Genomic DNA, 11,605 nt, shown 5'->3' with positions numbered 1-11,605 from the left:
GCGAGGTGATCCTGCACGAGGCTGGCCAAGCCGTCGAAGCCCTTGCGCATGTCGGTGTGGCCGGTCGCCAGCCAGACTCGCGAGCCGGAGGGAACCGGGATCATCGTCCCAGCAACGCCGCGATCACGCCCTGAAGGAGCGCCACGTCCGCGCCCGCCTCGGCCCGAAGCCGATGACCCCCGGCCAGCTCGATCTCGATGGCGCCGGAGCGGGACGGCTCTGCTCGCACGGTGGATGGCGGAGCCGGCAGCGCGAGTGGGATGAAGCTTGGGTGGAACCCCGCCTTCGGTGCCGATGCTTCGGCCCTGAGAGCACGGCGCCAGCGGAACAGCAGGCTCGAATGAAGCCCGTGCCGGCGCGCCACTTCGGAGGCCGTCGTCGTCGGATCGTCCGCCTCGGCGAGGATCGCGCGCTTCTGCTCGGGCGACCAGGTCCGTCGCGTTCCCGCGACGACGATGTGAGGAGCGTTCGTCATAAGTCCAGACACAGGGCCGATACAGCGCCATCCCCTGTATCCAGACCCAAGCCCTATCCGCACAAGGCAGCCGTCACCGAGCGCTTACTGAGGCGGCGGACCTTCTTGTGATTCACCCGCCATCCTTTCTGGCGCAGGGCCGCTTGGACGCGGCGCCAGCCGTAGGCTTCAAACGCATCACAGATCGCCGCCATGGCCTCGACAAGGGCGGTGTCGTCGGCAGCCCGCGTCGGAGCGTCATAGTAGGTGGAGCGCGCCAGACCCATCAGCCGGCATCCCGCAGCGACGGAGAGGCTGCCGGGCCGGTGATCACGGACATAGGCCCGCTTCTCGGCGGTGGTCCCTGGCGCAGAGCCCCTTTTAAAAACTCGAGCTCAAGCGCCTGCCGGCCGACGAGCCGTTCGAGCGCGGCGATGCGTGCCTCGTAGGCTTGGATCGTGTCGGCGGCGGCCGCGTCATCGTCGAACGCGCCGGTCTCGTACTTCTGCACCCAGACCCGCACGAGGTTGCGCGAGAGGTCGTGGCGCTTGGCCAGGCCGTGCAGCGTCTCGCCGGACAGATACTCCTGCGCGACCTGACGCTTGAACGCGACGCTGTGGGAACGGTGTCGTGCCATGGTCTTCATCCTTCGAAGACCCGGCCATCCGGTCAATCAGCCCTGCCCAATCTGTCCACCATCAGGGGCCCACTCCACTTGGCGTCCTCTTTTCACACAGCCTCCACCCTTTGCGGAAGCTGTGAACGTCCGCTTGCGGGTCGCTGGGTGAACAAAAAATCTGCGTCTGATATGGGTAGTAGCAAACCTTGACCTTGCTTCCGGACGCGAACGTCTTGCAACCGACCCTATGCGACCTGGCTGCTTTCCGGATGAAAAAAGGTATTGGCGGTCACGGACCGGAGCGCCGACCAACCTACGTTCGGTGTCATGCTTTCAACTCGACGTCACCGTCCGGCTCGGCTTGGCCAGCCAAGATGAAATTGCTGAGTGTATGAGTCTGTATTGAACCCGGTCCTCCTTCGGACCAGGGGGCGCGCCGGGGCGCCTCCACAAAAACCGATTCATCCTTGAAATCCGTCCCGAGGATGCACTTCCGTAGGGTCGCGCGCCGTCCCGGTCGGTCCGAGCCGGAACGGCTTCTCTCAGAGCCGCCCCCGGTCCAGGCATCCCAGAGGGTCAAGCCGTCGCTAGGCCCAAGTCGGCCGCATCGATTGTCTGCGCCGCTGTCATGGAGAGGGGATCACTGTACCGTCGATCTAGTCTGGTCAGGGCCCAACATCCGGCCTGGGGTCCGAGACAAACCCGTCCCGGTTCGGCATGCGGATGGTGGCTAGCGTGGCGGCATCGAGGACGGCGCGCTCCGGGATGAGCCCGTTCAGGTACAGGACGTAGCCCGAGACCGCGTAAACGTCGTCGTCGCTGAGCGATTGTGGAGCGTTCATCGGCATCGCCCGCCGGATGTAGTCGAACAGGGTCGGCGCGTAGGGCCAGAAGCTCCCGACCGTCTTGAGCGGCTTCGCAGAAGCGAGCGTGCCTTGACCGCCGACGAGCCTCTCGCCGGTCCCGCCTTCCCCACGGCTGCCGTGGCAGGACGCGCACTGCGCGTCGAACACCGCGCGCCCCTGCGCGACGCTCCCATGTCCCGGCGGCAGCTTCCGGCCGTCGCGATCGATGTCGATGTTCCAGGCGGCGATCTCGGCCTCCGACGCCGGACGACCGATCCCGAGGCGCTCCGTTGCCCGCGCCGCCCCTGCGCAGGCGAGCACCAGGGCCATGATGACGACTCCGCTGGCTTCACGCATAGCCATTGGCCACCTCGCCATCCGCCGCGATGCGCCAGGGCACGACCGCGTTGTTGTGGTAGAACGATTTGCGGCCGCGCACCGCCGTCAACGCGTCGAAGCTCGGCTGAACATACCCGGTCTCGTCGATCGCCCGGCTTGCGATGGTTGTGGGCGTCCCGTCCCAGTGCCAAGGCAAGCGAAAGCGGGTGAGCGCCCGGTTTAGAACCGGCTCCTGAAGGGCGGCGTCCTGCCAGGACTTGCCCCCATCGGTCGTGACCTGCACCCCCCGGATGCGGCCGCGCCCGGTCCAGGCGATGCCGGTGATCTCGTGGAAGCCGGGCGTGATCCGCTGGGTGCCGGAGGGCCGTGTGACGACAGACTTCGCCTCCATCACGAAGGTGAATTGTCGGGCGGTGCCGTCCGGCATCAGGTCCGTGTATTTCGAAGTCTCCTCCCGGGAATAGGCCGGCTCCGTGCTGACGTTGAGGCGGCGCAGCCACTTCACGCTCATGTTGCCCTCGAAGCCGGGCAGGAACATTCGCAGGGGATAGCCTTGCTGCGGGCGCAACCGCTCGCCGTTCTGGCTGTAGACCAGCAGCGCGTCGTCGAGGCATTTCTTGACCGGGATGCTGCGGGTCATGGCGGCGGCATCCGCGCCCTCGGCCACGACCCATTTCGCTTCCGACTTCAGGCCGGCCTCGCGCAGGACCGTCGCGAGGCGGACACCGGTCCACTCGGCGCAACTCACGAGCCCGACGAGATCCGAAGCGGTCTTGCCCTTGATCGCGTCGAAGCCCGGATTGCCCGAGCATTCCAGGAAGTGGATATGCGACTCGCTCGGAAAGCGGCGGATGTCTTCCATGGTAAGGACGAGGGGCCGCTCCACCAATCCGTGGATCATGAGCCGGTGCTGGGCTGGGTCGATATCGGGAATGCCGCCGTGGTGGCGCTCGTAGAACAGGCCGTTCGGCGTGAGAATGCCGTCGAGATCCTGCAGCGGCGTGCGGGTGGAGGCCGAGGTGTATTGCTTCAATTCCTTCGGCACATTGCGGATGAGCCCCGCCTCGAAACGCGAGGGCGTGCCGTAGGGCTGGCTGCCGGTATCGGCTCCCGGGACCTTCATCCAATCCGGGATCGCGGGCGGAGTCGCCTCCTCCGCGCGGACTGCGCTGCCGGCTACGGCACCCACGGCCGCTGCCGCCCCCCGGACGAGGAAGCGCCGTCGGGCGTTGATCGTGTCGCTGTCGCTCATGGCATCACAATCCGATCTCTCGCCGGTCTTGCGCCGACAGCCTCCGCAGGATGGTCGTCATGCGGCCCCTCGCTCGGGCGAGGCGCTTGTGGCTGATGGAATGCGGTGCGCAGGCCGGGGAAGGCCCAGGTGGTCGCGCAGGGTCGATCCTTCGTATTCGTTCCGGACGAGCCCCCGCCGCCGCAATTCCGGGAGGACGAGGTCGATGAAGTCGTCGAGCCCACCGGGCAGGGTCGGCGACATGATGTTGAAGCCGTCGGCGCCCCGCGTCTCGAACCGCTCCTGGAGGGCGTCGGCGACCTGTGCCGGCGTGCCGACGATCGTCCAGTGGCCTCGGGCACTGGCGGCGCGCAGATAGAGTTCGCGGATCGTCAGGCCCTCCCGCCGTGCGAAGGCGGAGGAACAGCTCCTGGCGGCTCTTGCCGCCGTTGGTCTCCGGCATCTCCGGCACCGGGGCATCGTCTGGATAGGCGGATAGGTCGGCGCCGGTGAGCTGTTCGAGGAGCGAGCGCCCGACCACTGGGTGGATCAGCTCCTGCAGCGAAGCGAACTTGTCCTGCGCCTCCGCCTCGCTCCGCCCGACCACCGGGAAGGCGCCCGGCATGATCTTGAGGTGGTCCGGGTCGCGGCCGTGCTGGGCCATCTGGCCCTTCACGTCGGCGTAGAAGGCGACCGCATCCTCCAGAGTTTGCTGAGCCGTGAAGATCACCTCGGCGGTGCGTGCGGCGAGTGCCTTCCCGGCCTCGGACGAGCCCGCCTGCACCACTACCGGATGCCCCTGCGGCGGGCGCGGGATGTTGCGGGGGCCGCGCACCGAGAAGTGCTCGCCCTCATGGGCCAGCAGGTGCAGTTTATCGGGATCGAAGAATCGGCCGGATTCGCGATCGCGCACGAAGGCGTCGTCCGCGTAGGAATCCCAGAGACCGCGCACGACGTCGACGAATTCCTCCGCCCGGGCGTATCGGTTGGGGTGGGCGAGGTGGCTCTCGCGGCTGAAGTTCCAGGCCTCGCGCGAGTCGGCGGAGGTGACGAGGTTCCAGCCCGCGCGACCGCCGCTCAGTTGATCGAGGGAGGCGAACTTGCGCGCGATGTGGAACGGCTCGTTGTAGGTCGTGGAGGCGGTCGCCACGAGGCCGATGCGCTCGGTGACCGCCGAGAGGTGAGACAGCAGGGTCAGAGGCTCGAACTGGCCTACATAGCGGATCGCGGTCCGGCTCAAGGCGTCGAGATCGTCGCCCCGGATGCTGACGCCGTCGGCAAGGAAGATCAGGTCGAACTTCGCCGCCTCGGCCGTGCGGGCGATTTGCCGGTAGTGGGCGGCATTGATCCCGGCATCTGCCTGGGACGAAGGATGCCGCCATGCGGCGACGTGGTGCCCGCCGGGATACAAGAACGCGCCCAGGCGCATGCGGTCGCGGCGTGCCATCCCAGTCGCCGCCTCACGCCGACCCGACGCGATATTGGCGTGGCGGAGCCGCGCCGGAGATCGCGAAGGCGCCGACGCTGCGGTCGCGGTAGATGCGCGGATTATGCGAGGCGATGGTACGAGCGTTGCGCCAATAGCGATCGAGCCCGGCCCCGACCTTGACCGCGGAGGCGCCGAGCGCGTCGAAGAGGCCGGTCGTCGCCGTCAGGATCAGGTCGGTGACTACGCTGACCGCCTGGTTGACCTCGACGTCGGCAAGCGTCGCCTGCCGCTCTGCATTCGGCGATCCGGATCGGTGCGCGTCGTGGACGCGCTGGAGCGCCTCGGTGGCCTTGAGCACGATCGCGCTCGCCGCGTAGGCGTTGGCACGGACGCGACCTACCACCGCTTGGATCTGCGGATCGTCGGCGGTCCGCGCGGCATTGCCGTGGCTGTAGACGCGGGTCCGCTCGGCCACGAGCCGCGCCACGTCGTCGGCCGCAGCCCGACCGATGCCGGCGAGCGTCGCCAGGTGCACCAGCTGGAAGAACGCCATGGCGTAGGGGAAGCGCGCCGGATCGGGCTTGATCAGGCTCGGGTCGAGCACGACGCCCTCGAAGGTCGCGGTGCCGCTGGCGGTGAGCGCCTGCCCGAACCCATCCCAATCGTCGACGATGGTCACGCCGGGCGCGCGCACGGGCACCGCCGCGGTGACCGCGCCGCCCGCTTCGTCCTCGGCCGAGAGATGGATGTAGTCCGCGAACAGCGAGCCGGTCGTGTAGAACTTCCGGCCGTCCACCACGTGGGCGCCGTCACTCTGGCGCACCACCGTATCGAAGGCGCCGACCTTGGCCGGTCCCGTCTCCGAGACGCCGCTACCGATGGACTCGCCGGCGCCGATCCGCGCGATCCAGGCCGCGCGCCATTCGGGCGACGACGAGCACAGCGCGTCCTCGGTGAAGCCGAAATGGGCTCTCAGCGCATTGGTGACGTTGGAATCCGCGGCCGACAGCTCGATCAGCAGGGCGAACAGCTCGGGCAGGCTCGCGCCGTGGCCGCCCTCGGCTGGCGCGAGGCGCAGGGTGGTGAAGTTGGCCTCCCGCAGCCAGCCGATCTCGGCATGGGGCAGGCGACGGGTCCGGTCCCGCTCGACCGCCGTGGCGCGGATCTCGGCGAAGACCGGGCGGAACTGGTCTGCGAGCTCTTCGTAGCGCCCGCTCGGCCCGGCACCCCAGCCTGCATCCCTCTGAGACATGAACAAGATTTCCCGGTTCCAGTCGATCACCCGACAGAGAGGCCGATCAATCGATGAATTGTCTTCGGATCTCAAGCCGAACACCTTAAAAGTCGATTATTTTAGAATATACGTTTTGATCTTGAGCAAATGAGAGTGATTTTTTTCTGATATGCACCGATCCTAGAGAAGACGCTCTCCTAGCCCGCCGGCTAATCGACAAGCTTGGAAAAATCGCCCAGAGGGGATCTGCTTTCGCGGCGCTGCACGGATGCTCATGCAGAGACGGAATAGATGCGCCTTCCAATAAGCCAATCGAAGAAGGTGCTCCCACGAACTACCGATAAATCGAAAACCCCTTTCATTGATCCGGCGGCCTTGCTCGACTTCAATATGCGAGCCGGCCAGCGGCGCGTGGGCCCGAGACAGCGTCGCCGCCACCGTCCCGGCTACTCTCCTGCCTCCCTGCCGATTTGCGAGCCTTCCATGACCAACGAGACCCCGTGGCGGATCGCGCCCTCCCGCCGTTCGTTCCTGCGCACCGGGCTCGGCGGAGCGGCTGCCCTGGCGCTCGGTGCGCCGGCCGTGCACGCGGCGCCGCGCGAGGTGAAGATCAGCATGCAGCGCTCGTCGGTGTTGTTCACCGTGCTGAAGGTGAAGGGCACCCTTGCCGAGCGGCTCGCCCCGCTGGGCTACACGCCGAGCTGGCACCTGTTCACCAGCGTGATCGAACCGATGAATGCCGGCGCCGTGGACATCCACGCCGACGTTGCCGACGCCGTGCCGATCTTCACCCAGTCGGCCAAGGCGCCCCTGACCTTCTACGCCCGCGAGCGGGGCGCGCCCACGGCCGAGGCGATCATCGTGCCGGCCGAGTCGCCGATCCGGAGCACGGCCGACTTGAAGGGCAGGACGGTCGGCGTCTCCCGCGGCTCCGGAAGCCATTACGTGCTGGCCGCCGCCCTCAAGCGCGCGGGCCTGACCTTCGCCGACATCAAGCCCGCCTACCTCCAGGCGCCGGACGGAGCCGTGGCCTTCGACCAAGGGAGCATCGACGCGTGGTCGATCTGGGACCCGTTCCTGGCCTTCGCCGAGGCCAAGCGCCCAGTGCGGGTCATCGCCGACGGCGGCGGGCTGACGAGCTACCACCGCTATTATCTGGCGAACGACAGCTTCGTCGCGGCGCAGCCCGAGGTGGTGGCGACCGTCTACCGCTCGCTGGTGGAGGCCGGCGCCTGGATGAAGGCGAACCCGGAGGCGGCCGTGGCGCTGCTCGCCCCGATCTGGGGCGACCTGCCGCCCGCGGTCGTCGCCGCCGCCAACAGCCGGCGGACTTATGCAGTCGAGCCGGTGGAGCGCAGCCAACTCGGCGAGCAGCAGGCCATCGCCGACGTGTTCTACGAGGCCAAGCTCATTCCCCGCCGGATCGACGCCACCGACGTTCCGATCTTCCAGCTCCCAGTCGGCCGGGGCTGATGCCGTGACCGACGCCCCCCGTTTCGGCATCTGGGCCGCCGTCCACGGCTCCCGCGCCTCCCACCACGATCCCGACGAACCCGACGACGCCAGCTGGGAGCGCAACCGCGCTCTGGTGCTGGAAGCAGAGGCACTGGGGTTCGACGCGGTGCTGGTCGCCCAGCACACGATGAACCCCTACGACGCGGAGCGCGACCAACTTGAGGCCTGGACGGGGGCGGCCGCACTCGCGGCGCTGACCCGGCGCATCGAGGTCATCGCGGCGATCAAGCCGGGGCTCTACCACCCCGTGGTGCTGGCCAAGATGGCGCTGCAGATCGAGCACGTCAGCGGCGGCCGCTTCGCGCTGAACCTCGTGAACGCCTGGAACAAGGCCGAGTTCGAGCGGGCCGGCCTGCCCTTCCCGGCCCATGACGACCGCTACGCCTACGGCCGCGAATGGATCGGCCTCGTGGACCGGCTGATGCGTGGGGAGACCGTGACTTTCGCGGGCGACCACTTCCTCGTGGAGAATTATCGGCTCCGCCCGGCCGGAACCTTCCGGCCGCGGCCGACCATCTATCTCGGCGGCGAATCCGAGCCGGCCCGGGCGTTGGCGGCCGATCATGCCGACGTCTGGTTCATCAACGGCCAGCCCTTTGAGGACGTGGCGGCGCTGATCGCCGACTTGCGCCGGCGCCCGGTCGCCAACGCCCCCCTACGCTACGGTCTCTCAGCCTTCGTGATCGCCAGGGATACCGATGCAGAGGCGCAAGCCAAACATGCCCGCCTCCTCGCCCTCGCGCAGCGCGACGCGCCGTTGCGGGCCGACACCCGCGCCCGGACCGATCGGGCGAGCGTGATGTTCGCCAAGACCGATGCCGCCGCCGCGCGACACGTCGGGACCAATGGCGGCACCGCCGCCGGGCTGGTGGGCAGCTACGACACGGTGGCCGAGCGCATCCGCACTTTCCACGCCGCCGGCATCGAGCTGTTCATGCTGCAGTTCCAGCCGTTCGAGGCGGAGATGCGCCGCTTCGCCGAGCAGGTCCTGCCGCGCGTGCGCTGAACCGGAGACCATCGATGAGCAGCCGTCAGCTGCACCTCAACGTCAACCTGCTGCATTCGGGCGTCTACCCGTCCGCGTGGCGCCTGCCGGACAGCCGGCCGGGCGCCTTCGTCGACATCGACCACTTCGTGCGCGTCGCCGAGATCGCGGAGCGGGGCAAGCTCGACGCGATCTTTTTGGCCGACACGCCCGCCATCGCCGACCGGATCGACCACCGCCCGTTCAACGCCCTCGAGCCGACCGTGGTGCTGGCGGCCGTGGCGGCGGCGACGGGCCATGTCGGCCTCGTGGCCACGGCCTCGACCACCTACAACGAGCCCTACAACCTCGCTCGCGGCTTCGCGAGCCTCGACCTCGTAAGCCGTGGCCGGGCGGGGTGGAACGTGGTGACGACCGCCGACGCCGCCGCCGGCCGCAACTTCGGCTTCGCGGGCGCCTCGGACCACGGCGCGCGTTACGCCCGGGCGCGGGAGTTCACCGACCTCGTGCACGCCCTGTGGGACAGCTGGGAGGACGACGCCTTCCTCGGCGACAAGGCGAGCGGCCGCTTCGTCGACGCCGCCAAGGTCCACGCCGTCAATCATCGCGGCGCGCATTATTCCGTCGCCGGGCCGCTGACGGTGCCGCGCAGCCCGCAGGGACGTCCGGTGACCTTCCAGGCGGGCGGGTCTGAGGACGGGCGCGAACTCGCCGCCGCCACCGCCGACGCGGTCTTCTCCCTGGCCCAGACGATCGAGGACGGCGCGGCCTATTCCCGCGACCTGCGCGCGCGGGCGGCGCGCTACGGGCGCAGGCCCGACGCGCTGGTCGTCCTGCCGGGCCTCGCCACCGTGATCGGCTCCACCGAAGCCGAGGCGCGGCGGCGCCAGGACGAACTCTGGGACCTTGTGCCGGTGGAGTACAGCCTCGCCCGGCTCGCGGGCACGCTGCGGATCGATCCCGGCCGCCTCGACCTCGACGAGCCGTTGCCGGATCCGCTGCCCCTGCCGCCGGACGCCAACCACACGATGTTCCTCGGCACCGTCGCGCTCGCGCGCCGAGACAGTCTGACGGTCCGACAGCTCCTGCGGGCCTTGGGCGGCGGCGTCGGCCACCGCATCGTCGCGGGCACGCCGGAGGTGATCGCCGACGACATCGAGGCGTGGTTCCGGGCCGGCGCGGCGGACGGCTTCAACCTGATGCCCGACGTGCTTCCCGAAGGCCTGGATACTTTCGTGGACGCGGTCGTGCCGATCCTCCAGCGGCGCGGCCTGTTCCGGCGCGACTACGCCGGGACTACCCTGCGGGATCATCTCGGCCTCGAACGCCCCGCCAGCCGTTTCGCCGCGACGGGCAAGGCGGCGTCGGCCTGAAGTGGAAAGAAGCCGTCCTCGGCTTGGCCTGATGCTCCGCTCTCATGTAGCACCTGCGGCGACAAGCCAGTCGACGAATGCTGCGAGGGTCGAGGTCTTGTTCGCATCGTTCGGCACGAGAGCCACCTAGTCGGGACGCGGGACGACGATTTCCGGGAACGGGGCGACGAGCCGTGCGGACGCCAGGTTGCTGGACAGCACGAGTACCGAAGGGCTTGTCTCCGGAGTGTTTTCGAAGACTGCCTGCGCCGGCGCTATTGCGCAGCAAAGAACCATGGAACGCAGTTAGGCGGTGGTTTTACCCAGCAACCTGCCTCCTGCGTTCGTGAGGCGGGGGTGGGCTTCCGCCTCAATGGTTGGAAGGAGTGTCCAAGGTCACGATTTCCGCGGCGGCTCGTGCCAAGTCCCGTTGGAAACGGGAATCGCGGAACAATCCCTCCGCGATGACGGCCGCCGCGATCTTTCCCGCTTCGAGATCGGACGGGAAGTGCGTTCCGGCGATCATGCGGTTTGCCCCGTACGAGCTTGCGAAGGCAAACAGCGCCTGGCGTTTGTCCGGCACGAGATGCGAAAGCACGGTGGCGGCGAGATACCCGAACGTGGCGTGACCGCTCGGGTAGGACGTGCTGGCGGACCGATGGCCGAACGTGGCGAGATCGGGCTTTAGCGTGTAAGGGCGTGGCCGGGCGATGGTGGCTTTGGCCGCCAGCACGGTCAGCTCGCCGTCCTGGAAAACGCGCTCGATCAGCCCTGCGGTGACCGGCATCGTCGCCGCGGTGTAGCTCGGACCAAGAACACCGGAGAAGCGGTCGAGCGTGCACGGGAGGTTCGCCGTGATGCGTCGCTCATCCTCGGAAGAGCGGGCGCCGACGGCCGCCTCGACCGCCTGCATATCGGCCTTGGCCGGCTCCGAACCCGCCGCGGGCGGCGGGGGCAGAACACGTTGCAACGCCATCGCCGCCGGGTCGACGTAGCTGCTGTGCAGCGTGTCGGCGGCCGCAGGCAGGGCGAGACACAGGAACACGGCGAACGTCGCCGGCCGCCGGCGCCTTGTTCCAGAATTGTGATGTCTCACTGCTCCTCCTTACGCTTTGCCCGGCAGCATCGCCCGAAACCACGCCGCCGGTCCGCTGCGAGGCGGCTCGGGAGCGGTCTCCGGCATCAGCGCGACCAACACCGCGAGGGCGACCGCGGTGGCCGCGGCACAGGCGAGATAGGCTGCATCGAACCCGGCCTTCTGGACCAAGGTTCCGGCGATCACGAAGTACAGGGCAGCGCCCGCGCCCTGCACCGTGCCAATCAGGCCGTGGGCTGCGTTGTAGCGGCCGGTCCCACGGGTGATGTCATACCAAGCCGCGTTGAACGTGACTCACGCGAGGTAGCATCGCGATCCAGGTCGTGATTCTCTTTTCAGGTTTGGAGCCTGAGGAGGATGTGATGGCTGCTCCGGTGCCACTGCGATCGGATTATGATGCCGAAGGTTTGCGCGCTCTGGCCAAGGGTTCGCGCAATCCGGCCCAGACCCGCCGCCTGTTGGCGCTGTCGGTGATCTCGGCGGGCGGCTCGCGCTCGGAGGCGGCC

At 68.3% G+C, this 11,605-nt stretch carries 12 protein-coding genes and 2 pseudogenes; 4 read left to right on the top strand and 10 right to left on the bottom strand.

What is annotated here, in order from left to right:
• From tnpB to FV226_RS25160, 8 genes and pseudogenes are all read right to left on the bottom strand, one after another.
• Positions 1–104 (bottom strand): IS66 family insertion sequence element accessory protein TnpB (tnpB, locus tag FV226_RS25195; protein ID WP_147765074.1); only part of this gene is annotated, 104 nt, incomplete at its 3' end.
• Positions 101–475, bottom strand: coding sequence for a transposase (locus FV226_RS25190; RefSeq protein ID WP_147765073.1), 375 nt, complete (start codon positions 473–475; stop codon positions 101–103). The genes FV226_RS25190 and tnpB, both read right to left, overlap by 4 nt.
• Positions 476–528: 53 nt before the next feature.
• Complete coding sequence (locus tag FV226_RS25185; protein WP_147765072.1) at positions 529–741, bottom strand: IS3 family transposase; 213 nt, start codon at positions 739–741, stop codon at positions 529–531.
• Positions 741–1,091, bottom strand: coding sequence for a transposase (locus tag FV226_RS25180; protein ID WP_147763303.1), 351 nt, complete (start codon positions 1,089–1,091; stop codon positions 741–743). Before FV226_RS25180 ends, FV226_RS25185 begins: the two co-directional genes overlap by 1 nt.
• Positions 1,092–1,738: 647 nt before the next feature.
• Positions 1,739–2,281 carry a cytochrome c gene (locus FV226_RS25175; protein WP_147765071.1) on the bottom strand — a complete coding sequence of 181 codons (543 nt, stop codon included), beginning with the start codon at positions 2,279–2,281 and terminating at the stop codon, positions 1,739–1,741.
• On the bottom strand, positions 2,268–3,509 hold the full coding sequence (gene soxC, locus FV226_RS25170; RefSeq protein WP_147765070.1) for a sulfite dehydrogenase: 1,242 nt from the start codon (positions 3,507–3,509) through the stop codon (positions 2,268–2,270). Before soxC ends, FV226_RS25175 begins: the two co-directional genes overlap by 14 nt.
• 57 nt (positions 3,510–3,566) lie before the next feature.
• A pseudogene (locus FV226_RS25165) lies at positions 3,567–4,935 on the bottom strand (LLM class flavin-dependent oxidoreductase).
• A gap of 13 nt (positions 4,936–4,948) precedes the next feature.
• Positions 4,949–6,169, bottom strand: coding sequence for a monooxygenase (locus FV226_RS25160; RefSeq protein WP_147765069.1), 1,221 nt, complete (start codon positions 6,167–6,169; stop codon positions 4,949–4,951).
• Between the two features lie 465 nt (positions 6,170–6,634).
• On the opposite strand from FV226_RS25160, the gene FV226_RS25155 reads away from it, so the two are divergent.
• The 3 genes from FV226_RS25155 to FV226_RS25145 are packed head-to-tail and all read left to right on the top strand — an operon-like array spanning position 6,635 to position 10,024.
• Positions 6,635–7,624 (top strand): ABC transporter substrate-binding protein, encoded by a 990-nt coding sequence (locus FV226_RS25155; RefSeq protein WP_147765068.1) that lies wholly within the window; start codon positions 6,635–6,637, stop codon positions 7,622–7,624.
• A gap of 4 nt (positions 7,625–7,628) precedes the next feature.
• Positions 7,629–8,672, top strand: a complete 1,044-nt coding sequence (locus FV226_RS25150; protein ID WP_147765067.1) for an LLM class flavin-dependent oxidoreductase — start codon at positions 7,629–7,631, stop codon at positions 8,670–8,672.
• Positions 8,673–8,686: 14 nt separating this feature from the next.
• A complete protein-coding gene (locus FV226_RS25145) occupies positions 8,687–10,024 on the top strand; it encodes an LLM class flavin-dependent oxidoreductase (RefSeq protein ID WP_147765066.1) in 1,338 nt (445 codons plus the stop codon).
• Between the two features lie 349 nt (positions 10,025–10,373).
• Here FV226_RS25145 and FV226_RS25140 read toward each other — a convergent pair whose 3' ends face one another.
• Both FV226_RS25140 and FV226_RS25135 read right to left on the bottom strand, forming a co-directional pair.
• Entirely contained in the window at positions 10,374–11,048 is a 675-nt protein-coding gene (locus FV226_RS25140) for a phosphatase PAP2 family protein (RefSeq protein WP_246691730.1), read from the bottom strand.
• Between the two features lie 60 nt (positions 11,049–11,108).
• On the bottom strand, positions 11,109–11,315 hold the full coding sequence (locus FV226_RS25135; protein WP_246691729.1) for a hypothetical protein: 207 nt from the start codon (positions 11,313–11,315) through the stop codon (positions 11,109–11,111).
• Positions 11,316–11,422: 107 nt separating this feature from the next.
• On the opposite strand from FV226_RS25135, the pseudogene FV226_RS25130 reads away from it, so the two are divergent.
• Positions 11,423–11,605: pseudogene (locus FV226_RS25130) on the top strand (IS630 family transposase); the annotation flags it as partial.

Origin of the sequence: Methylobacterium sp. WL12 (genome assembly GCF_008039475.1) — a bacterium.
GTDB lineage: Bacteria > Pseudomonadota > Alphaproteobacteria > Rhizobiales > Beijerinckiaceae > Methylobacterium > Methylobacterium cerastii.
Note: the sequence above shows the minus strand (reverse complement) of the source record. Positions and strands in the feature narration are given on the sequence as shown.

What these genes read in the sequence shown, in the direction of transcription:
- FV226_RS25190 (WP_147765073.1), bottom strand. Translation starts at nt 475, where the DNA reads ATGACGAACGCTCCTCACATCGTCGTCGCGGGAACGCGACGGACCTGG.
- FV226_RS25185 (WP_147765072.1), bottom strand. Translation starts at nt 741, where the DNA reads ATGGGTCTGGCGCGCTCCACCTACTATGACGCTCCGACGCGGGCTGCC.
- FV226_RS25180 (WP_147763303.1), bottom strand. Translation starts at nt 1,091, where the DNA reads ATGGCACGACACCGTTCCCACAGCGTCGCGTTCAAGCGTCAGGTCGCG.
- FV226_RS25175 (WP_147765071.1), bottom strand. Translation starts at nt 2,281, where the DNA reads ATGGCTATGCGTGAAGCCAGCGGAGTCGTCATCATGGCCCTGGTGCTC.
- soxC (WP_147765070.1), bottom strand. Translation starts at nt 3,509, where the DNA reads ATGAGCGACAGCGACACGATCAACGCCCGACGGCGCTTCCTCGTCCGG.
- FV226_RS25160 (WP_147765069.1), bottom strand. Translation starts at nt 6,169, where the DNA reads ATGTCTCAGAGGGATGCAGGCTGGGGTGCCGGGCCGAGCGGGCGCTAC.
- FV226_RS25155 (WP_147765068.1), top strand. Translation starts at nt 6,635, where the DNA reads ATGACCAACGAGACCCCGTGGCGGATCGCGCCCTCCCGCCGTTCGTTC.
- FV226_RS25145 (WP_147765066.1), top strand. Translation starts at nt 8,687, where the DNA reads ATGAGCAGCCGTCAGCTGCACCTCAACGTCAACCTGCTGCATTCGGGC.